Genomic DNA, 22,019 nt, shown 5'->3' with positions numbered 1-22,019 from the left:
GCGCCCGCGCCATCGAGCACCTGCGGCTGGTGATGAGCTGTCTCCAGGTCGCGCACGTCAGCGCGCAGGTGGAGCTGTCGCTGTTCACCGATTTCGCGGACTTCACCGTCTTCCAGCCGGACGGCCGCCACGAGGACACCCTGACCACCCTGCTGGACCAGGTCGTCGCCTGGAGCAGCGCGCTGAAGACCTTGCGCAAAGGAGAGCACCATGGAGCCTGACCGCCTGTAGGCCCTCGACGAGGTGGGATTGGTGGTGAGCAGCACCGCCGACGATGTCCATGCCGTCGCAGCCGTTGGCAGCGAACCCACCGTCGGCATCCACGTCTATGGCGGCAACATCGCCACCATCAGACGGCGGAAGTACGACCCCGCCACCGGCGGGCCCGCTGGTTGTCTCCGACTGGGACAGCCCGGTAGTCGACACTGCTGGGCGCGATCCGAGCATGCAGCCGGGTCGGCGGTGATCGTCTCAAACTCAATGATCTCTAGATCCTGATTGTTACGCTTGCCGGGTTGTGAACGACGAAGGCGGGCATTCGAGCCGGGACGGGCCTCTTCGCATCGGATACCTACAGCATGGAGGCCTCGTCCTTCAAGACGGGATGAAACGCCGAACGGCGGGAACGCGGAACCGCCTCCCCGTTTGTCGGTGGTGATCGGTAGATGGCTCGGCAGGTCCCGCTCTCGGCTCCAGCCCACGGCTGTGCACGAGGAGGTGGTGTTGCTGGAGCGTTGCGGCATGCCCGGTTCATGAGGAATCTCGCGGTCAGGCGGCAGCACACACGTGCTGGAGGCCGGGGCGGGCGAGCGCACTGGGGTTCGCCGAGCGGTGCCGGCAGCTCACGCAGGCGCGGGCCGGGGTGAGGTGTGCCGCCTGTCCCGTGGTGTGGGCGGGGTGCGGATCCCCGACGGTGGGGTGGGTGTGCTTTCGCTGGGTGTGCGCTGTTGCTGAGGGGGTGAGGTGCTGCCGGCTTCTCCATGATCGTGCCGGGGCGCTGGCATGGGATGTTCGGTGCGGCCCTGGAGCCGGTGTCCGGGCCGGGTACGGGTGAGGAGGTGGATCGGGGTGTGGCGGTGTCGGCGGTGCTGTCGGCCGGGCAGATGCAGGAGGTGCTCGGGTTGCCGGAGACGGGGAAGGCGCGGCTGCTGCGCCGGGCTGGCTCATGCCGAGCCCGGCTCGTGCCGGCGTGGTACGGTGAGGGCCGCGATCGCGAGGCTGTCAGTGCGTAAGAGGGGGTCCACGATCCCGCACGCCGAGCACCGCTGACCCGTGTACACCGCCGTGACCGTCACCACCCAGCCCGGAGCCTTGCGCCCCATCCGGGGCCACCAACTCACCCCAGCCCGCGGCCAGAATCCCCCGAGTCAAATCCGGCCTTCCGGCCAACGTGACGGCCCGAAACCTCCCGCGTGCCCCTACCCGACCGGATCACGGCCCGGATCTTCACCTCCTCGACCGCGACCCCATCGAACCGGCACGCCAGACCGGTCGAGCTCTCCCGACCAAGTCCCTGCGCCGGTCATCAGGCACGCGAGCCAAGCGCGTTTCCGGCGCCCGGTCTTGCGGCTATGTCTGCAACGCCACGGTGAACACGGCCCGCACCATCGCACACGCGGCAGGGCATGCCGCCTCCGCGCGGAGAGGCACGCCGTTGGGCGGGCCGGTGAACCGTGAACCTCAACGCCGGTTCCTTGCGGGGGTAGGTGCGCCGTGGGAATCCCCCATCTTCAGCCAGGAGAGGATGTCAAACATCACCTGGCGAGGCGAGGTTACGCCTTCAAGATTCCCACACCGGCTGCCTGCACCCATCACCCGCGGGCTTAGGACGGTGGAATGCGGCTGTCGTCGGCGATCCGGGCGGTCAGCAGACGGCGCGGGCCGGTGCCTTCGTCGCCGAGCCGGTCATTACGGTTGCGCAGCGCGCACCTGTCGATCGACAGGCATCCGCAGCCGATGCAGTCGGACAACATGTCGCGCAGACGGGTGAGCTGGTCGATGCGAAGGTCGAGTTCGGCCCGCCACGCGGCGGACAACCGCGCCCAGTCCTCTCGGGTCGGCGTCCGCTCCTCAGGCAGCCTCGCCAACGCCTCCCCCACCATCCGCAGCGGGATGCCGACCCGCTGCGCCACCCGTATGAAGGCGACCCGGCGCAGTGTGTCGCGAGTGTAGCGGCGCTGGTTGCCCGGGGTTCTGCGACTGCGAATGAGGCCCTTCTCCTCGTAGAAATGTAGAGCGGTCACCGCGACCCCGGAACGGGCAGCCAGTTGCCCGATGGTGAGCTCCTTGGCGTCGAAAGGAGGTTTCGTCACACGCGCATCCTAGAGCTTGACCTCGTCTATAGTCGAGGTTTCATGCTGGGTGCCGTGACAAACACCCCCCCGGCCGTCGGACCGGGCACCACTGACCGCGCAGGGCGACGGGAATGGATCGGGCTTGCCGTATTGTCCCTTCCCGCCCTGCTGGCCTCCCTCGAACTGACCGTTACGCATCTAGCCCTGCCTGCCATCGGCCGAGATCTGTCGGCCACCAGCACCCAGCTGCTGTGGATCGTGGATGTCTACGCGTTCCTGCTGGCCGGATCGCTGATCACGATGGGCACCCTGGGCGACCGGATCGGTCGCCGCCGCCTCCTGCTGATCGGGGCCGCCGCCTACGGCGTGGCTTCCGCGCTAGCCGCATACGCACCCAGCGCGGAAGCGCTTATCGCGGTCCGCGCGCTGCTCGGTGTCGCCGGCTCCACGCTGATGCCATCCGTGTTGTCCTTGACCGTCGCCATGTTTCGTGAGCCTCGCCAGCGCACAGTCGCTGTCGGGATCGTCATCGCCAGCGTGTCTGGTGGCACGGCGATCGGCCCGTTGGTCGGCGGCTGGTTGCTGGAGCGCTTCTGGTGGGGATCGGTATTCCTGCTGGGCGTGCCGGTGATGGCGCTACTGCTGATGGCGGGACCGGTCCTGCTTCCCGAGCAGCGTACGAAAGCTGGTCGGCTGGATGTGCGCAGCGCGTTCCTGTCGCTGGCCGCGGTGCTACCCGCGGTCTACGGGCTCAAGCAGATCGCCGCCGATGGACCCACCCTGTCGACTGTCCTGCCCGTGGTTGCCGGTCTGGTGTTCGGCATCGCCTTCGTGCACAGGCAGCGCGCATTGGCCGAGCCGCTGATCAACCTGCGGCTGTTCGCGGACCGTACGTTCAGCACCGCAGCGGCCACTCTGGCACTCGGCATCTTCGTGTTGTGGGGTGCCAATTACGCCATCGCCCAGTACCTGCAGTTGGCACGTGGGCTCGCACCGCTGGAGGCGGGTATGTGGACAGCCCCGTCGGCCGTCGGCGTCATCGCCGGGTCGACGCTGGCCTCGAGAATCGCAGGCCGGATCGCCCCGGGCCGGATCATCGCCGCAGGACTCGCTCTCGCAGCCGCCGGCTTCGTGGTGATCGCTCAGGCGGCCACGCCGAGCGAGCCTGGTGCACTTGCCCTGGCGGGCATCGCCGGCCAGGCCGGGGACCTGCCCCTCCTGGTGGCCGGGACCGTTATCGCCTCTGCCGGGCTCGGCCCGATGATGGCGCTGGCCACCGACATGGTCGTCGGCGCCGCCCCATCCCACCAGGCCGGCGCCGCCTCGGCGATCTCGTCCACCGCGCCCCAGATCGGTGGCGCGCTCGGCATCGCGATTCTGGGCAGCGTCATTACCGCGGTGTACCGGAGCGAGATGAGTGCAGCATTGCCGACCGACGTTCCCCGCGCAGCGGCAGATGCGGCGCGAGACAGCCTCAGCACCGCCGTGGAAGCCTCCGAAACCCTTCCTGAGCAGCTCAAAGTCACACTGCTCAGCGCTGCCCGTCAGGCATTCATCGACGGATTTCAGATAAGCGTCCTGACCAGCGCCATCATCATGGCCGGGCTTGCGATCACAGTCGCGGCGCTGCTCTGGCATGACCAAACCACGTCCGAACAGACCACCTACAGCTGAGCCGCTCATCCTTCGTATGACTGCGCAGTCAGCACCCGACAGGCCCGAGGCCGCCGGCAGTCTGGTCACACTGCTCGGACACCGGCGGAGAGGTGGTGTCCATCACCATGCGATCCTCGCTCCTTCGCGAGCCCATACCCGCACCGGCCTCGACCTGTCGGCCAGGCTTGCTCATTGTCACCGGCGGACTGACGAGTTCGGCCTCGCGCCATGCGCCCCCTGACCGCGCGGGCCTCGATCCACCGCGGAGGCGCGGACGACCGGGGCCCGCGAAAGATTCATCTCACTGCCTGAAAGGGACAGACAACCATGACCACCATCGCGATCATCATCGGCAGCACCCGGCCCGGCCGAAAAGGCGAGGAGATCGCCCGCTGGGTCCTCGGACTGGCCGTCAGGCGCGGCGACGCCAAATACGAAATCGTGGATCTCATCGACTTCGGGTTGCCGCATCTGGACGAGATCATGCCGCCCGCGCTGGGGCAGTACATGCACCCGCACACCAAAGCTTGGTCGGAGAAGATCGCCTCGTTCGACGGCTACGTGTTCGTTACCCCGGAATATAACCGCTCCGCCCCGGGCGCGCTGAAGAACGCGATCGACTTCCTGCACGACGAGTGGAACAACAAGGCGGCGGGGTTCGTCGGCTACGGCAACGCCGGTGGCACGCGGGCCGTCGAGCACCTACGGCTGGTCATGGGAGAGCTCCAAGTAGCTGACGTGCGGGCTCAGGTCACGCTGTCACTGTTCACCGACTTCGAGAACTTCAGCCGCTTCACTCCAGCCCCCCACCACGAGAACGCGGTGAACACAATGCTCGACCAGGTCGTTGCCTGGAGCGCGGCGCTGCGACCGCTTCGCGGCTAACCCGCTACGGTGGCACGCCGAGAACCCTTACCCCGCCAAGTGGTTTCGGTATTCCCACCGCGACACCGGGAGCGAGACGTTGCCAAATGCCAGCTCCGCAACGGTACTCAACGCCTCATAGCTCCACCCGCTTCAGCGTGATCCCTCTCACCGCGTCGCGCCAGCCTTCCCCCCAGGTTCCACGTGAAAGCCGCAGACCGGGCCTGCGGGCCTACATGTTCGGGCCGCCACCTAATCCGTAGCTGCGTTTCCCCTGGACTCGTCCCCTGATACCCGACCGTCGCGATCCTATCGGGGATCGTCTCGGCCTCGGCGTCCCCGTTCGGAGGGCTCGCCTTTCGAACGCGGGGCCGACCATGAAGCCGACCAGGAGGCCGGACGTCAAGCGGACATTTCCCGGCCTTTCACGATATCGGGGGCTCGTATCGCGATGCGCCAGGGAGGGAGCCGCTATAGTCTCATGCTGGATATTTTCCATCATCGGCGAAGAAAATGGGAAGGAAAATCTCCAAAAAGGGAGAAATTCTCTATAACGGACGAGCGTCCGACCTGGTCCAACCGTGTAGGGGTGCCGACGGGCTCTCTCTGCGGTACAGGGCCGGCCCAGGTTCGTACGTGCATATGCAGCCCGTGCCCGACCGTCTTGATCTATATACCCGGAGACATTCATTGTGACCACCTCGTCAACCGTGCGCGAAGCGCGCGAGGCGCTCGTTCGCGCTCACTTCGAGTCCGAGGCTGCTCAGGAGTTCGACGTTACGATGACGACGATGAGCCACCCTCGCTACGAACTTATCCCGACCGGCGAGACCTTCGACGGCGAGGAACAGGTGCTGAGCTACTATCACCGGTCGAGGGCGGCCTTTCCGGACCAGCGCCACGACAATGTCCGCCTGTACCACTCAGACACCGTGGTGTTCGCGGAGTTTGACCTTCTCGGCACCCATCTGGGCGAGTTGTACGGCACGCCGCCGACCGGCCGGAGCTTCCGTTGTCCGATGGTGGCGTTATTCTTCTTTGACGGCCCTGAAGGCCACAAGATCATTTGCGAGCGAATCTACTTCGACACCACCACCATCGCGAGTCAGCTCGGCATCACGCCATAGGTGGCTGGCTGAGCGGTCCTGCGGCGTTTCGTCGCCACCTGTTTCGTCTTCCCCATTCGCGCGCTCGACTCATCAGCGATGTCGTCTTCGAAAAAGTCAGGATGGTATGCCCGAATTTCCGGAAAGATATCCCAGATTGACAGTGGTCCTTGGTACGTGCCCCAGTTGAACTGCGGCACCACGCTGTTGCTCGCCGTCCCGTTAGCCTGTCACGTGCTTCGCGTCGAGGCCAGCAGCGGTCTGGTGCTCGTCGACACCGTTTTCGGACTGCAGGGCACCGCCGACCCGTCGCGCCCCCTCGGGCCTACCGCCATCTCATCCGACCGATGGCGAAGTCTGATGAGACCGCCGCTCATCAGGTCGAGCTGGCACTCCGCGTCCAGCCAAAGTTTGCGGAGCCCTCTCTCCCCGGTCAGTCAGGGCAACCAACGCGCAGCGGGCCCGCTGTGATCAGCAGACCCAGCGTCCAGCCCGCTAGGGCGGGGGGCACAGCAGCAGGCGCACTTCCGCGTCGGCCCGGAGGCGGCGGACGAGGTGGTGGTAACCGCAGGGCTCCAAGGTGTGTCGACTTGTCAGGCGAACACGCGGCCGAAGCGGGGTCGCTATCGCGGCGGTGGACCTCGCCGAGCCGGCTGAGTTCCAGGGCGTTGCCGTAGCGTCGCTCAGCTCGCGGCAAAGGTGCGCCGACCGCTGGTAGCAACCCACGGCGTCGCCCGGGTGATCGAGCATGAGGTAGACGTAGTCCAAGCTGTCCCCCGTGGCCGCCTGCTGCCACCGCCGCGAGGGACGCTTACCACCCCGGCCATCAGAGTGGATCCGGGCGAGCCCATCGCGTAGGTCGGCGGGCAGGGGGTCGGCGTCGGTTGTGCTCTGGGCGACCTCTCGGGCTGTGCCTGCCGCACCTGTATCCGAGTAGGCATCCTCCTTCCTGCCCGCAGGCATCGGAAGGCTGTGAATGGGGCCGAGTATGTCCCAGCGCAGGAGAAGCAAGGTTGAAGCCGATATGAATCCGGCCTGTTTTAGACTCCCCGCGGGTAGTGGAAGAGGCCGTGGCTGACACCGGTGTTGTCTGCCGCCGCCGCCGGAGACCGGTTGTATCCGACGTGTCGGATTCCGGGCCTCGATTCTGCACCAGAATGCCTATAAGGCAGGTTCGTCGTACAAATCAGAGTGCTGTCAATCACGCACAATGATTGGCGCACTCACCCAGTCGAAAGAGAGAACATGGCCATTCGCAATGCTCGCTGGCTGATCGTGGCCGGCGCCTGTCTGGCGGTCACCGTGGCGGGCGCCCCCGTCGCCGTGGCCGACGACGAGGTGCCGGGCGTCGGCCACGGTTTTCACGCGGGAACTGTCCCGTTAACCACCGTGTACAACGGCGAACTATATGAGCTGAAGGACACGACGCGCGGCGACATGAAGGGCTTCCGCAATAAGCGGAACTCTAGCGGCGGTGTCGATCGCGTGCTCTACACCGACCAGGACAACGACTGGGGCACGGGAACCCAGGGCGACCCCGCAACCGACCCCGTGACCGCGGCTGTCGACGCGCAGTACGCGGCCGCGAAGGCGTGGGATTACTTCGCCAACGTGCACGGGCGGCAGGGCATCGCTGGTGATGGGCAGGGAATCGAGCTTCATGGGCTGGACAACGGAGTTGCGGGCGCCGGCTTGCCTTCATACGCTCCGCCCCGGCCTGACCTCAACCGGCCAGCTTGGATCTACTACGGCAGCCGATTCAACATGTTCGCGCAGGACGGTAAAGCCCGGCAGGTCAATCCGGCCACGCTGGACCAGGTCGGCGCCGCCTTCGCCGAAGGGGTAGCGTCCTCGGCAGCAGGACTGCCCAGGAGCACGGGGGGTGATGGTCAGTACCACGAGCTGGCGGAGCCGTACGCGATCGGACAGACCACAGCGAAGATATTCGGCACCATGATCGAATTCTACGCGAACAACCGGACCGACCGCCCGGACTACCTCATCGGTGAGCGCCTCGGCGCCGGGTTCCCGCAGGGCACCTTCCTAGCGCCGGTATCGATGGCCAATCCATTGGCCGGCTGCTATGGCATGGGTGTGCCGGACAACTCGAATCCCGGGATCCATTTCTTCTATCTGCTCGCGGTCGGCAGCAACCCTGCCCAGGGTGACAGTAGCCCGACCTGCAACAACATGTCGGTTACCGGGATCGGAAACGACAAAGCAGCGAAAATCTGGTACCGGGCCCTCACGGAATACTTCACCGACAAGACCAACTACGCCACCGCTCGGATCGGGACCCTGAAAGCAGCTGCCGACCTCTATGGCGCGCACGGCCTGGAGTACAACACGGTCAACGCGGCGTGGTCCGCCGTATCGGTCACCGGTGCCAGCCCAATCCCCGGCGGTAAGACTCCGTATCCGGTCAACCCAGGAGACCAGGAGACCGCCGTTCGTACGGCGGCCAGCCTGCAGATCGAAGTGACGAATCCTGGCGGACGCACGTTGACCTACTCGGCGGGAGGGCTGCCTCCAGGTCTCACCATTGACCCGGCGTCGGGACTCATCTCCGGAACGCCGACGAAAACGGGCAACTATCGAGTGAGCATCGGCGTGACCGACACCCTCCATGCTCAAGGATCCACGTGGTTCATGTGGTACGTGACCTGATCTCGTGAGCTGACCACGTGTTGCAGGGCCGTCTTCCGGCAAGGAAGGCGGCCCCTGCTGCCGGTTATGGCAGTCGATCTTGGCCACGAGGCTCTTGCCTGGTCCGGAGCCTGCATGGTGCTGATCACGAGTAGGCGGCGACCGCTCGTCCTCGACGCCGCCCGTTACGGTCGAGGTGGACCTGCCGCCGCTCGCGGACGCGATCGCGCTGTTCACCGACGCCGCCGGCAAGCAGCGGATCGCGGGCACACCAGCGGAGGTAGTGGCCGAGGTAGTGCGGCGCGGGCTGCTGCCGCTGGCGATCTGGCTGACGGCGGAGCGGCTGAAGCCCATCCGGCCTGGGTGTGTACTGGGGGTGCGCTCGGCTGGTCGCACTACACCGCCGGCGGGCACGGCACCACTGCTGGCGTGCTGGCCCACGCCGTTGGCGCCGATGCGGGGCTCGGGCTCTACGTCGACCGGCTCGCTATGGTCATGGCACTCGCGGTGTCCGGCGAGCGTTCGGCACCGGTGGCAAGCCGCTGCACGTCAGCTTCGCCGCTGACGCCGATGTCCGGGCCGCGTGCTTGACCGCCGCCGCCAGTGCGGAATCCTCGGTGGCTGGACCAGTAGCTGGAGCTCGTGGAAGGCGACCAGACGTCCTGGATCTGACCGGCTATGTCCAGGCCCTGCCCGGCCGTGCGCCGGCCGCCATCGCCGACCCCATCCGCCCGGTGCCCAGCACTGCGACAGTGGTCATCACATGCCCTCCTGCGCGGGTCCTTGCACGGCACGCGGGCGACATGATGTGGTCGATCTCGGTTAGGTTGTCGCGGTTCGGGGTGCGGTCGAGCCCGCCGCGCCGCTCGGCGAAGCGCCGGTCGCCGACCACGCCGACATGGCGGCGGAAGCCGGCGCCGCTCACGCGCCAGTCGTCGGCGGGGAAGGTGGTGTGCTCATCGAAGCCGCCATCCAGCACGCCGTGCGCGATCGGGCCGTTGGCCGGCGCCCCGAGATCATGCTCTGCCGCGTAGGGCAACACGCCGGCCTCGATGTCGCGTCGGAACAGGTGTACGGATGCTGCAGCGTCGCGAAGCGGGGAACGCGCGAAGCTCGGCCACGTCGAGTCGGCCGCCCCGACGTGGCTGATCGGGCCCTCCTCGACCATCTCGCGCAGGGCTGCCGCGCTCTCGGTGGGCGGGTCTGTGGGTCGGGCCAGGGTAACTGGTATAGGTTGAGCCCCCGCTGCAGCCGCCCTCCGTGATCCGCGGTGCCGTGACCGCGTGAATGCCGGCGTCGCTTGCGACAAGGAGCAGACCGTCGCGAGTTCGCACCTTCTGCGAATATCGCGACGGTCTGGAATGCGGGACAGGTCTCAGGCAGAGCGCCGCCATGACGCCGCCTCGCCGTCAGGAAGACCGGCTCACCGAGCCGCCAGGACCGGTGACGGTCAGGACGGCACCCTGACGCTGTGACTGGCCCCGACCAAGGCGGTGTCGCCTGGCGCGACCACTAGCCCCCAGCCGGCGCATCCGGGGTCGGTGTGGACGGTGACAGCCACGTTGGTGTTGTTGGCGACCTGGGACATGGCGAAAGCGGTCTTGATGCAACCGGCCTTCGGGTTCAGGACCGTCAGGCTCTCTCCCCATCCTCGGAGAGTGAGCTGGCCGGTCGCCGCCATGGCCGGCGTGGCAGCGATCGCCAGCGCTGAAGCGGCCGCCGCCGCCGCGATGGCATGACGAGCAATAAGGCGCATGAGGAACCTCCTGTTGGGGGCATATGCCCACGGACGCCAGGGTTTGGTCCGGCCGAGCGTCGTGACCCGGTCGGATGCGGAGCAGGCTCGACGGAAGTCCCACGGCGGGAATGCCGACGCTGACACATCCGCCTCCCGATGTCGGTCAACCGGCGTGACATGTCAGCCATGTTTGCGGCGATCGGCTTCAAACCGGTGTCAGCTCAGCTTTGGATCTGAACGGCGCACTTGTCGGCAGTTGGCGTGCTCTCTGGGGAAGGAGCGTGGTCACGGCGGAATCCGCGGCATGCCCATCTGTGCCGTCCATCCAGGCGCGTCTTTCGCAAGCCGCCGCCCGACGCCACCGCGACAGTGACCGCCATCATGCGGATAGTGTCGGGCCCATTCCGGACAGCTCAGTCCCCGAGGCTTCGTCCGCCCGTCCTATACGGGTCGATCGGTGGTTGCGGCCGCGCGTCGGCGACGCCGGTCGCACCGTTCGAGGCTCGGCTCCCATGGGTGCTCGCATCGAACGTGCCGACGAGTCACGTCCGGGAAAGGACCGGTACCGACATCTCGCGCCGCAGCTCCAGTAGCAAGATCATGACTTTCACGAGTGCCGGTAACACGGGAGTGCTGAACTACTGGTTCAACACCAAGACCATCCCCGGCTCCGGCCCGTTCAGGGCCAGCACCGCATACCGGGGGACCACGAGAACGTGCACGAGGCTGGCCCGAAAGGGCTCATCCGAGCCGCGTGACCAGCTGCGACTCATGGCCGCGCGGGCGCGAGGCACCGGGCGCCTGCACTGCTAGGCCCAGGGCTTCGGCGGTCGTCGGCGGTATTCCGTGAGCGACCGGGCCTGCCGATCGTCGGTTCACTCCGTCAGGCTGCGGAGGACTGTCAGGATTTCCTGTCGTGCGTGACTGGTGGCAGTGTCGAGCAGTTCGCCCAGCGGTTCGATCGCGCGGTGGACTGCCAGCTGGCCCGCGGCTCGGACGGCGCGGCGATCGGCGTGCAGGCGTAGCAGGATGCGGTTTTCCACCAGGATGCGTTCCCTGCCGGTCAGTTCCGCCAACCCGTGGAGCCGGAAGTCGGCTCTGGTGCTGTCGATGCTTTCGATGAACCGGCGCAGCGGCTTGTTGCTTCTGTCGGCGCACCAGGTGAGGGCGAGTTCTTCGGCGGTTTTACCGGCCTGCCACGCGGTCAGGATCGCCTGCAACTCGGCGAGTGCTTCGTTGCGCACGGTTTGCAGTGAGGACAGCAGCCGGCCCGCGATGCTTCGCAGCGTCTCGCCCTGACAGGTCTTCTCGTCGTCCAGACCCACGACGGCCAGCAGGGCGTGGGTCGCCTCGGACCGGGCGATATCGTTCGGATCGGTCGACGCTACGAGCAGCAGAAGTTCCTTGTCCGGGTCTGGGAACTCGGCCAGCAGTCGGGCAGCGCTGGCCCGGTCGGTGCCGCTGCCGTCATGGGTGCGTAGCATCCGCACAAGGGGTGCGTGGCCCGCGTGGCTGCCCAGGGTGAGGAGTGCTCGGGCTGCGAAGACGCGCATAGTGGGCGTCGCCGTTTCGGTGGTCGCCATGGCGAGCGCGGGCAGGGCGCGCAGACAGTCGGCCTCGGCCAGGGCGGCCGCGGCCCGCCCGTCGTTCTCGGCGAGCTTGGCGATGAGGATGTCCTCCGCCGCGGTGCGTTCCTCGCCCACCAACACATACAGCGCGCCGATGTCGGGGATCTCGTCGAGGCAGTCGCGGGTGAACGCGACGGGTCTGGCTGCCCCGGCCAGGAACCGCTGAAACGCCGGCGAACGCGCTGCGGCCATCAGCCGCCTCCTCACCACCCCCCGGACCACACCCGCCCGCCGTGCGCGAGCTGATCAGAAGGGGGATCTAACAGCCTATGCCATGTGCCACCATCGCCAGTGGCCGCGATTTGCCGCTGAATCCGCAGTGTGGTTACTCGTACGCGGAGCTTCCCCGGACACCCGCACCGAATCGCAGGTGAAAGGGCGATACTCAGGGCGGACGAACGGGCAACGCCAGGGGGATGCGGTCCTGCGCCCGCCTGTAGGTTCGCTCTGGCGCTGACGCGCCAGGCTCGTGCGTGCCGTCGTGGCAGGGTTACGCAATGATCGTGCGTTCCCGGGAATCGCAGGTCCAGGACAAAGACGCGGACACTTGCCGGATATTCGTGAGCGTATCGCGGGCGCTTCGGCGATCGTCATGGGGCGGGCCCGTTCGCTTGTTGTGCTGGTGGCGGCAGAGACGCCGGGAGAATATCGACGGCATTATCGCCGCATCGGTCATCGCCGGAACTGAGGGTGTGCTGAATGCGAGATGAAGGAGCTCGTTGCTAGCGTGCGGCAAATGACCCTCATGACACGTTTCGCCGCGGTTGCTGCAATCGCGTTCGCGGTGTTCGCGCCGGCCACCGCAGCCGGCGCCGCCACGACCGCCAGCCCGGGCCCGGAGCGCACCGAGGTGACGCCCGCCGCAACAGGGACCGCAGGCCCGTACGACACCGTCGCGTCCTGTAGACACCATCGGCAAACCTACATCAATTGGGGCCACCGGGTGGACAACTGCTTCGCGGCCATCGCCATCACCCCTGACCGAGACCCTTACGTCGCGTACTTCTTCCATTGGTGGATCTGATCCACCGATCGCGCGGCTGGACGTCGGCGAGCACCCTTGCCATGGGCACCCCGGCAGCCGCCCAGCTCCTTCAAGACATTTCACCGTGAAGGACGACGAGTGACCATTTCCTCAATTCGGCGGCGGTCGATCCGCATGACGCCTATCACCGCCGCCTTGGCCATCGGCCCGCCTTTGAGGCGCTTGTCCCGCATCAGCATCGGACTCCCCGTCGACCTTGCCCCAGCTTGCCCAGCTCCACGAGCTGGCCACCCCGAGCGGCGGATACTTCTACACCCCCAGCGCGGCCGAGCGGGACTCGGCGATTCGCGACCACGGTTTCGGATTGGGAGGCGCGTCGGCGCCCCGCTGCATCCCCCGGATGGTCTTCTCCGGCAGCGCGTGGAACTCCACCGGCTGCGGGCCGTCAAGCGCGACTCCTCCATCCTCGCGTGGCCGGGCGAGGCCGCCGATCTCCGCGACAGTGAGGACTTCGTGGCCGAAGGCATCCTGGGCCACGTCGACGCGGACGGACGGATCGCCCCATCCCGGTTGCTGACCGGGAAACGGCTCGTCACCCTGTGGCGGATCAGCGATGTGGGAGTCTGGCGCGCGGTCAACACCCTGGTGATGAATCAACACTGCTACGAGGTGATCCCGCCGTGGCACCACGATGGTGTGCTTACCCACGCATGGGCTCTGGAGGGAGCATGACGATGGCGCTGGACAAGCCGATCACGTGGAAATGGAACATGATCGGCGCACGCGGAATCGCGGCGGCCGCCGTGGCGGCGGCGCTCGGCGCCGGCCTCGTTGGCGCGGTCGCCACACCTGCCCAGGCGGACGTGTACAACTGCACGGACTACATCGAGAGGCAGATCAACACGGCGGTGGCCCGCTGCGCGTCGGGATTCGGCGGCTATCGCGTGGCGGCCAAATGCAACTCCGCGCACTGGCCCTACACCCGGACGGTCGTCGGTCCCTGGCGTTCCCCGGGGACCACCACCTCCTCGTCGGCCAGCGGCAACACCTGGGGCTGCACGATTGTCGACAGCTGGGTCCAGGCCCGCTAGCGGCGGCCGGGAACCGCTTTCGCGGTCGGCATGACGGCCGTCCCGGCCGGGGCAGGGCAGGATGGCCCGGCCGGGACGGCGATCAGCTGGGTCGGCGTCCGGGTCCGTCCGCTGACCATGCCGACGGTCTGTTCGCCGCGAACCACGGGCAGGCTCTTGATCCGTTTGCCCACCATGAGGCCGATGGCGGTGGTGGCATCGGTGGCGGTTGCGGCCCGAGCGGGTCATGATCTCCATAAGCCTGCGGGGCGGCGGTTCGTGCGCCTCTTGCGTGGGGAGGGCGGTGGCGCGCGGGTCCGGCTCGAAATCCCCGCGCAGCAGGTCCAGTTCGCTGACACGCCGGCCAGCGTCGACGACGGGGCGGCGGTGAGTCATGCTCGTGAAGCGTCCGGATGGCCCGCCATACCGAGTCTGTGCGGCGGACCGTGATGGCCGGGCTGCTCATGACCTCGTGCACGAGCATGGCTATATGCCCTCTCACGTGGAGTCGTTCTGCTTCCAGGTGAGCTTGTCGACCACGTCCACCACGTCGTTGACCCCGCTGGCCATGCGCACGGCGATGGCGGCCTCGGTGCGGTGGCCAGCGGGGCGCCCCAGATCGGCCAGGAGGACCCCGGCGACCCAGCTCGCATTCGGCCTCGGCCATCCGGAGCAAGACGAGCACCTGGAACAGGGGCACCATCGCCGCGTGGGCCTGGGCCACCGGGAGAGCCAAACCCTGAGCGTTCACGCCCACCGGCCCAGTCTGTCCTGCCACGCTCGCATGCCAGCGTCTTGATACCACGCCGGCGCAGGTCGAGGCGTATCGTGCGGGTGGAGTAGTCCTGATCGCCGATGAGCCTGTCCGGCCGCGCGCGGGCGGCGGCCGGCCGAAGCGTGGTCGGCACGGCCTCGAACCGTAGAGGGTGGCGGCGATCATCGCGCCGGTCGCGACACCGGTCAGCACGATCGAGTCGATGTGCTGCGCGGGCAGGAGCCGATCGAGGTCGGTCGCCGCGAAGGCGCTGGCGCGGCGCTTGAGGACGACGGCCTCGCCCGGCAACGGCGCGATGCGCGGGTGCACGAGCGTCTCGGCGGATTCCTCGTGAAACAGCGTCCCCGCCCCGTGCAGGCCGCTGATCAACCGGTTTCCCGCTGCCACATCGAGGCCTGAGGCCCGGAGCCCGAAACGGATGAAGATCACCGGGATTCCGGAGGCCCGGGCCGCCGGGAGAACCTTTTCCACGACGGGGAGCACGCCGGCAGCGAAGGGGTAGTTGTCCACGATGCCCGCCTGCAGGTCTCCGACGATGAGCGCGGTGGTGGTCATGCGGTTTCCTTGTCTGTACGGGCGCGCCGTCGGCCGCGGCGCAGGTGGCTTGAGGGCGCGGCGGACCCATCGAGTCGCACGTTGCGCGCCTCGTGCGCTGTCTACGGCCGGTGCTCATGAACTAGCGTGGACAGCGGGGTGAGCCGGGAAGCCTGGTCGGCATCAGCAACGATGCCCGGAGGCCGGATGGATCCCGTAGCAGGAATCGCCGTCGCGCTCACCCTGGTCGTGCTGGTCGTGCTGGCCACTGGATTCCGGCGAAGAAGGTCCCGCGTTTCTCTCCCGCCGGGCAGAGCTGAAGCGTGTGCTCGCCGCCGTGGAGGAGGACATCACCAGCTTCGGCGAGGAGCTCGATCAGCTGGACCTCCGGCCCGGGGAACCCGAAGCCGACGAGGACATGAGAGCGGACATGATCCAGGCTCTCGACAGCTACGAGACCGCGAAGAGAACGGTCACGCGGGTGGTGCGCCTGGAGGACGTGAGCGCCGTGACCGAATGCCTGATGGAGGGCAGGTTCACGCTGGCGCTCCTGGACGCGCGCCGTACCGGAAGCCCGCTTCCCGAGCGACGACCGGCCTGCTTCTTCGACCCGCGCCACGGCATGTCCACGAGCGATGTGCCGTGGACCCCACCGGGAGGGGTCACCCGGCCCGTGCCGATGTGCGCGGCAGACGCCACGCGTGTGGCGAACGGCGCCGAACCGGTGATTCGCGAAGTCGTCTCCGCGAGTGGTGAGCTGCGCCCTCACTGGGAGGCCGGCCCGAGTTACCGCCCCTGGGCCGGCCCTTACTTCGGTGACTTCGACATGGCACGCTCACCGCAGCCGCCCTTCTGGCCGCTGCCACGCCACATGACCATCACCCCGGATCTCACCGGCATGGCGATCAACGACGCCCGGCTCGAGGCCTCGCGTGCCCACGTGAGTCTGGACGCTCGGCACATCGACCCCGAGTCACCTCCCACGCAGGGCATCGTGGCTCGTCAGCACCCACAGCCGGGTGTCCAGGTGGTCAGGAACACAACGGTCACCGTGTGGCTGCGATTCGCGCTGCCGTACCCGACCTGGGGCAAACCGCGCTGACCCCTCGATGTCGCCGCAGGACCGGCTCACAACTGGATCCGACGTATGTCGGCGATCTCCTTCGCAGTGGTGGACCATGGCCGTGGAGACCTTGCCCGATCACGATTGTTACCAGACGAGGACCAACCGCCGCATCCAGTCTTCGTCCTCGAACCATCCCCCTGACCCGACGACCTCGGTCCGCACCTTACGGTTGCCTGATCGGAGCCGATCCCGGGCCTCAGCCGCCGCGGCGCTGACACGAACCAGCGCACCTCCGTCCGCTAAGTGGCAACCGCTCGACTGCGAGCGTTGAAACAGATGTGAAGCCGATGTGAAGCTGGCCCTTACTACTGTGACGATGTGAAAGAGGCACGGCCATGCGAATTGGGTACACGTGGTCTCTTGTGAAGGTATTTCGACGTCGGAGGGAGTGGGTTTCGCGTGACGAAGATTCTGACGCTCACGGTTCTTCGCCTCAATAGAGGCAAGATGGGTGGACGTTACCACTGGGCAACGCCTACCGGATGAACGCCGAGGTAGGTCCGGCCAGAAGGCCGGACCTACCTCTCTTCTGAGATGGAATCAATGCCCGACCGATATCAGTATATTCCTGGCCCGTCCGGCCAGTTTATGATTGGCAACACCTATGAGTACGACCGCGACCGCCTGGGCTTCTTGGCGCGAGCTCAACGCGAGTATGGGGACGTATTCCGTTTCAGCTCGTCAACGATCGTCGTCCAGAATCCGGAATTGATACACGATGTTCTGGTCCGGACGAATGCAGAATTCCGCGCGGAGAGCCCGCTCGTGTCGGGCGCGACGTCCAGATTTCAGGACATCATCGAACGTCGGCTGCCCGTGTGGATGTCGACACGACGCAAGGGCTGGCGCGGGATGAATCCGTCCGGGTCGGCAGCCTACAGTTCTCGGCTGGTGGGACAGTTCGCCGCCATCATGGATGAGCAGGCCAACCGGGAGGTTGATGTCCTTTCGCTCATGAAATCCTTCTCCGGCCAGGCTATCGCCGATTTCTGCGTGGGCGGGCATCCAGCACACCGGGAATCGGTGCGGGCGGTCGCCGAGGCCGTGGACCGGGCAGCAACGGCGGCAGTCAGTCTGATGTCCAGCTCGCTGACACTGCCCCGCTGGCTTCCCGCTCCCCGGATCCGCAGGTTCCGCCGTACCGCGCAGGACGTCAGGTCGGTGCTCCTCGATCAGGTCGCACGCCGGCGAGAGGTAGGCACCCGGCCGCACACCCAGGACCTGCTGGATGAACTGCTTCATGGTGCGGGAGCGGAGCTGACCGATGAAGCCATCTACGATGTTCTCAACGTGGTGCTACGCGCATCTCACGGTGTACCCGGCGCGTCCTTGAGCTGGATCGTGCGCCAGTTTGCGATGGATCCTGACCTCGCGGCACGAGTCCGGGCCGAAGCCGACGACGTGGACCTTGCCGCCTCAGGCGAACCTCTGGGGACAGCCGACTTCCCCTACACCGAAGCCGTGATCAAGGAAGTGCTTCGGATGTATCCGCCCACGTGGCTGATGGGGCGTGACATCGTCCGTGAGACCCGCGTCGGGGAGTGGAAGCTGCAGCCAGGACAACATCTGATGTTCTGTACCTATCTGGTGCACCGGGACCCCCGGTGGTGGAAGGACCCGGAAGAATTCCTGCCGGAACGATGGCTCGACGGCGATACACCTCATAGCCGATACGCGTACTTCCCCTTCGGCGCAGGACCGCGCATCTGTCTCGGTAATCAGCTCGGAATGTTGCAGTTGATCCTGGCCACTGCCTGGCTCGCGACAAGGTACGACATCGAAGTCACCAACCTGGAGAGCGCTGTGCCGGCGCCGCAAGCACTCCTCGTCCCCCGCGATCTGCGCGCCGTCTTCCACTCCCGAGCGTAGATCGCGCGGCTCGCCATGAGAATGCGGCCCGTCGGGAGAACGAACAGGAGAGAGATGAGTGTCGCCGAAGGCGATGTGGAACGGGGGGAGAAGGAAACAGACACCGGTTACCGGTGGCGCTGGCCCGCTCTGGTCGTCATCATGATCGGCTCCGCCATGGAGCTTCTCGATGTCTCCGTCACGGTCCTCGCCGGGCCTACGATCCGGTCGAGCCTGCAGGGCGGCACGTCGGCGATTCAGTGGTACAGCGCGACCTACACCCTGGCGCTGGCCTGCGGTCTGATCACGGGCGGTCGGCTCGGTGACATCGTCGGCCGCAAGAGAATGTTCCTCATCGGCATGGCCGGCTTCACCCTCAGTTCTGGGCTGTGCGCGGCCGCCGGCACGTCAGAAATGCTCATCATCGCGCGGGCCCTCCAGGGACTGTTCGGGGCGGCGATGATTCCGCAGGGTCTGGGTATCATTAAGGAAATATTTCCGCCGCAGAGCCTGCCGCTGGCGTTCAACGCCATGGGGCCCTTCATGGCGCTCTTCTCCTTGGGCGGCCCGATTCTCGGGGGCTGGCTGCTGGAGGCCGACCTGCTGGGCGCTGGCTGGCGGATAATTTTCCTGATGAATGTGCCGATAGGCGTGATCGGCGGCCTGGCCGCGTTGCTCACCTTGCCGCCCGATCCGCCTGCGCGGGCATTCAGGCTCGATCTGCCAGGCGTGGTCCTGGCCTCCGTAGGCTCGCTCCTGATGATCTTCCCGATCGTTCAGGGCCGCGACTACGACTGGCCGATCTGGACGTATGCGATGATGGGCGGGTCGCTGGCAGCCTTCATGGTGTTCGCCCGGCATGAAGCGCGCCGGAGTCGCCTGGGTGCCGATACTCTAATCGTGCCGGGCCTATTCCGGAAACGTTCCTACATTGCCGGGATAACCGTGGGCCTCGTCTACTTCGCCGCGCTTTCCGGCTTCGGTCTGGCTTTCACCCTGTACCTGCAGCTCGGACTGGGCTATTCGCCGGCCAAGACGAGCCTGACCGGGGTGGCAATGACAGCGGGAATCATCGTCGGCTCGCTCGTGATGCCGAAACTGAGCAAGTACGGCCGAAGGGTATTCCACGGCGGAGCAGCGATAACCCTCATCGGACTTCTGTCACTTCTGTGGGTCATGCAGGCGGACGTCACGCCGTGGCGACTGGTGCCCTCTCTGCTAGTGGCCGGGCTAGGATCCAGCCTGATGATGGGGCCCTTCTTCGCGTTGGCGCTCGCCGACGTCGAACCTCATGAGATGGGTACCGCAACGGGCGCGCTCTCGGCACTTCAGCAAGCGGGAAGCTCTGTGGGCGCTGCCGTGCTTGGCACCGTCTTCTTCGAGGCGGCTAGCCATGGCTCTTCGGTCTCGGTCGCCGCGTCCGCCGCGTTCGTGGTGGCAGGAGGGATGGCCGCCCTCATGTTCCTGGCGGGCTTTCTTTTCCCAGCCCATCGCGCCCAGCCGGACCCCACGTCGTGATGTCATCCATGTCGTCGTCCGTAACGATACGCATTGCTCCGGCGCTTACCTGCACCTTGGTGCTCGTTCACGGCGGCGCCCGGTCAGTTGCCACAGCGAGGTGTTAGCTCGATGTCCGACTTTCAGATCCTTGTCACCGGCGCGACGGGCCATATCGGGAGCGCGATCCTCGCGGTCATGAAATCCCGTGGCGTGCCCGTCCGTGCCCTCGCGCGCAACCCTGAGGTGCTTCCCGAGCACCCCCTTGTCGACGTCGTCAAGGGTGATTACAACGACCAGCGTTCCCTCGATGCCGCCACCGCCGGCGTGGAAGCGGTCTTCTTGCTGACGACGCCCGAGTCGCCCGTGCCGCGTCACGACCGAGCGATTCTTCAGGCGGCTCGATCGGCGGGCGTCACCAAAATCGTCAAGCTCTCCGCCACCAGTGCGGGCGCCCGCGGGCCGAACAACAGGATCGTCGGAACCTGGCACTGCGCCGCCGAGGACGCCGTGACTGCCAGCGGGCTGTCCTGGACAATCCTGCGCCCATCCAGCTTTGCCTCGAACTTCCTCCGCTGGGCAGACCTGATCAATTACGGTCTTCCGATCCCCAACATGACGGGTTCCGGTCTCCAGGGCGTCATCGATCCGCGGGACGTAGCCGCTGTCTCGGCCGAATGCCTGCTGTCCGACGTCGGCGCGGGGCAGACCATCACCTTGACGGGGCCGGAACTCTTGAGCCTCTCCGACCAGGCCGCTTGCCTGGCGCGCGTGCTCGGACGGCAGATCGCCACCGTTGACGTGCCACCTGACCTGGCGCGCGTGCGGATGCAGTCAGTCGGGATGGACACCCTTGCCATCGAGACGGTCATTGCCGGGGCGACCTGGGCACGGGAAGGGGGCAACGCCCGCATCACGGAGGAAGTGAAAAGGATCCTCGGGCGCCCGCCGGGCACATTCGAGAACTGGGCCCTCGATCATCGTGCTGCTTTCAATGCCTAGTCATCATGCGTGGGCAGCAGAGCACGGCGAACGCGGTGGTGCCCTCGGATAGGGCCGTTGCAGCACGACCGCCGACACCTCGCCTAGCCAGGCCTGCTCGGGCCGCTGCTTGGCCTGAGTGATCTACCGTGCGGGACACGCATCGGTGATGGGCGGCAGGACGTGCTCATGGGTGTGGGTGCGCAGCGCGAGTGCGTCGTTGAACACCACGCGGGCGCACCCGAACGCCTTGGCCAACGCCATCCGCTGCCTCGGCGCCGGGTCGATACGGAAGGAATACCGCAGCTGCACAAGATCCATCCCACGGTTGCGGGATGCCGAGTACAGCGACATCAGAACCGGCCGACTGATCACGGGAGACGCCCATGGAGTCGCAGAACGGCGGCCCGCTCAGGGCCACCACCAGTCCGGCCGGCTGCGTTGGCGCCCAGGCGTTTTTGGCCTGCTGGTGCACAAGCCTGGCAGAGGCGTACTCGAGCTCGCGGACGCTGCGGGTGACGATGAAGTCCTCGTGCAGGCTGATGGTGGCCGAAGTGGCGAAAGAAGCTCACCGACGCCGACCGGCCCGCTCTGTCGGCTCTCTTCTGGATCCATAAGAACCTGTATGGTAGGATTGAACGCTGTCTGAGCAAATAGCTCGGCCTCGGGACGAGCCTGAGCACCGAAGTTCAACAGCCGCTGGATGCGCGGTCGGGTCGGATGGAAGTGCAGGTGGGACAGCGGCTTCCGCATGCCTGTCGTTCGAGAGGCGACTGGTTCGCAGGTGCGGATAGGCGCTCTCCCGGTATTCGGCACTGAGACGATCAGGAGTGGGCCGCGACGAGTTCGGCGAGGTCCAACGCGTCACCTCTGATGCCGGCAGCCGATCGTCTTGTACAGGTGCCTGTTTCATATCGCCTTCAGTTCATGCTGGTGGATCAAGACTTTGTGCATTTTGCATCCCCGAGCTGCTGCGGATCCCATATGCGGGTCGTGCGTCTGGCACTGGGCCGGTTCCCTCAATGCGGCCCACAATCCGGTGAAGGGGAGCGGCTGGACCTGGTGCCGGACCTCAGCTTCGCGCAGCTGGGGCAGCGGCTGAGCGGTTCGGCCCCGGACGTGACCGTCGTGCCCGCCATGCCGGACTCCGACGCGTCCGACCGCGCCATGGTGACCTCATGGATCAAGGACACCGCGAGCGACGGGCTGCTGCTGAGCGTGTGCGCCGGCGCGCAGCTGGTCGCGGAGACCGGGCTGCTCGACGGGCGCGA

The 22,019-nt window shown here is 66.6% G+C and carries 18 protein-coding genes and 2 pseudogenes; 14 read left to right on the top strand and 6 right to left on the bottom strand.

The features are described 5' to 3' along the window. Positions 1-221 (top strand): annotated as a pseudogene (locus AB0J69_RS57665) (NADPH-dependent FMN reductase); the annotation flags it as partial. A gap of 759 nt (positions 222-980) precedes the next feature. Continuing rightward, positions 981-1,232 (top strand): hypothetical protein, encoded by a 252-nt coding sequence (locus AB0J69_RS57660; protein ID WP_364137064.1) that lies wholly within the window; start codon positions 981-983, stop codon positions 1,230-1,232. A 591-nt stretch (positions 1,233-1,823) separates the two neighbouring features. Here the strand turns inward: AB0J69_RS57660 and soxR are convergent. After that, the gene (gene soxR, locus AB0J69_RS57655) at positions 1,824-2,312 is read right to left on the bottom strand and encodes a redox-sensitive transcriptional activator SoxR (protein WP_364137062.1); all 489 of its coding nucleotides are present in this window, start codon (positions 2,310-2,312) and stop codon (positions 1,824-1,826) included. A 54-nt stretch (positions 2,313-2,366) separates the two neighbouring features. On the opposite strand from soxR, the gene AB0J69_RS57650 reads away from it, so the two are divergent. From AB0J69_RS57650 to AB0J69_RS57635, 4 genes are all read left to right on the top strand, one after another. Beyond that, complete coding sequence (locus AB0J69_RS57650; protein WP_364137060.1) at positions 2,367-3,968, top strand: MFS transporter; 1,602 nt, start codon at positions 2,367-2,369, stop codon at positions 3,966-3,968. Positions 3,969-4,277: 309 nt separating this feature from the next. Next, positions 4,278-4,835 (top strand): NAD(P)H-dependent oxidoreductase, encoded by a 558-nt coding sequence (locus AB0J69_RS57645; RefSeq protein ID WP_364137058.1) that lies wholly within the window; start codon positions 4,278-4,280, stop codon positions 4,833-4,835. Positions 4,836-5,506: 671 nt separating this feature from the next. Next, entirely contained in the window at positions 5,507-5,941 is a 435-nt protein-coding gene (locus AB0J69_RS57640; RefSeq protein WP_364137056.1) for an ester cyclase, read from the top strand. A 1,224-nt stretch (positions 5,942-7,165) separates the two neighbouring features. Then, complete coding sequence (locus AB0J69_RS57635) at positions 7,166-8,587, top strand: M4 family metallopeptidase (RefSeq protein WP_364137054.1); 1,422 nt, start codon at positions 7,166-7,168, stop codon at positions 8,585-8,587. Between the two features lie 655 nt (positions 8,588-9,242). Here AB0J69_RS57635 and AB0J69_RS57630 read toward each other — a convergent pair. The 3 genes from AB0J69_RS57630 to AB0J69_RS57620 all read right to left on the bottom strand — a co-directional run bounded on the left by AB0J69_RS57630 (position 9,243) and on the right by AB0J69_RS57620 (position 12,124). Next, entirely contained in the window at positions 9,243-9,875 is a 633-nt protein-coding gene (locus tag AB0J69_RS57630) for an aldo/keto reductase (RefSeq protein ID WP_364137052.1), read from the bottom strand. Positions 9,876-10,016: 141 nt separating this feature from the next. Continuing rightward, on the bottom strand, positions 10,017-10,322 hold the full coding sequence (locus AB0J69_RS57625) for a hypothetical protein (RefSeq protein ID WP_364137050.1): 306 nt from the start codon (positions 10,320-10,322) through the stop codon (positions 10,017-10,019). 857 nt (positions 10,323-11,179) lie between these two features. Then, complete coding sequence (locus AB0J69_RS57620) at positions 11,180-12,124, bottom strand: hypothetical protein (protein WP_364137048.1); 945 nt, start codon at positions 12,122-12,124, stop codon at positions 11,180-11,182. Between the two features lie 544 nt (positions 12,125-12,668). Between AB0J69_RS57620 and AB0J69_RS57615 the strand changes: the two genes are divergently transcribed. The 3 genes from AB0J69_RS57615 (at position 12,669) to AB0J69_RS57605 (ending at position 14,008) form a co-directional block, all read left to right on the top strand. Next, the gene (locus tag AB0J69_RS57615; RefSeq protein WP_364137046.1) at positions 12,669-12,956 is read left to right on the top strand and encodes a hypothetical protein; all 288 of its coding nucleotides are present in this window, start codon (positions 12,669-12,671) and stop codon (positions 12,954-12,956) included. Positions 12,957-13,337: 381 nt separating this feature from the next. Then, positions 13,338-13,649: a hypothetical protein gene (locus tag AB0J69_RS57610; protein ID WP_364137044.1), complete on the top strand. Its 312-nt coding sequence runs from the start codon at positions 13,338-13,340 to the stop codon at positions 13,647-13,649. After that, the gene (locus tag AB0J69_RS57605; protein WP_364137042.1) at positions 13,646-14,008 is read left to right on the top strand and encodes a hypothetical protein; all 363 of its coding nucleotides are present in this window, start codon (positions 13,646-13,648) and stop codon (positions 14,006-14,008) included. Before AB0J69_RS57610 ends, AB0J69_RS57605 begins: the two co-directional genes overlap by 4 nt. An 82-nt stretch (positions 14,009-14,090) precedes the next feature. Here the strand turns inward: AB0J69_RS57605 and AB0J69_RS57600 are convergent, their stop codons facing one another. Next, a complete protein-coding gene (locus AB0J69_RS57600; RefSeq protein ID WP_364137040.1) occupies positions 14,091-15,317 on the bottom strand; it encodes an isochorismatase family protein in 1,227 nt (408 codons plus the stop codon). Positions 15,318-15,633: 316 nt separating this feature from the next. On the opposite strand from AB0J69_RS57600, the gene AB0J69_RS57595 reads away from it, so the two are divergent. From AB0J69_RS57595 to AB0J69_RS57580, 4 genes are all read left to right on the top strand, one after another. Further along, the gene (locus AB0J69_RS57595; protein WP_364137038.1) at positions 15,634-16,398 is read left to right on the top strand and encodes a PASTA domain-containing protein; all 765 of its coding nucleotides are present in this window, start codon (positions 15,634-15,636) and stop codon (positions 16,396-16,398) included. A gap of 567 nt (positions 16,399-16,965) precedes the next feature. Further along, entirely contained in the window at positions 16,966-18,291 is a 1,326-nt protein-coding gene (locus AB0J69_RS57590; RefSeq protein WP_364137036.1) for a cytochrome P450, read from the top strand. Positions 18,292-18,345: 54 nt separating this feature from the next. Beyond that, complete coding sequence (locus AB0J69_RS57585) at positions 18,346-19,788, top strand: MFS transporter (RefSeq protein ID WP_364137034.1); 1,443 nt, start codon at positions 18,346-18,348, stop codon at positions 19,786-19,788. Between the two features lie 111 nt (positions 19,789-19,899). After that, on the top strand, positions 19,900-20,769 hold the full coding sequence (locus AB0J69_RS57580) for an NAD(P)H-binding protein (protein ID WP_364137032.1): 870 nt from the start codon (positions 19,900-19,902) through the stop codon (positions 20,767-20,769). Positions 20,770-20,892: 123 nt separating this feature from the next. Here AB0J69_RS57580 and AB0J69_RS57575 read toward each other — a convergent pair whose 3' ends face one another. Beyond that, positions 20,893-21,069 (bottom strand): helix-turn-helix domain-containing protein, encoded by a 177-nt coding sequence (locus AB0J69_RS57575; RefSeq protein WP_364137030.1) that lies wholly within the window; start codon positions 21,067-21,069, stop codon positions 20,893-20,895. Positions 21,070-21,732: 663 nt separating this feature from the next. Between AB0J69_RS57575 and AB0J69_RS57570 the strand changes: the two are divergent. Next, positions 21,733-22,019, top strand: a pseudogene (locus AB0J69_RS57570) (hypothetical protein); the annotation flags it as partial.

The organism is Nonomuraea sp. NPDC049709, from assembly GCF_040674815.1.
Lineage (GTDB): Bacteria > Actinomycetota > Actinomycetes > Streptosporangiales > Streptosporangiaceae > Nonomuraea.
This window is presented reverse-complemented; position numbering and strand designations above follow the sequence as displayed.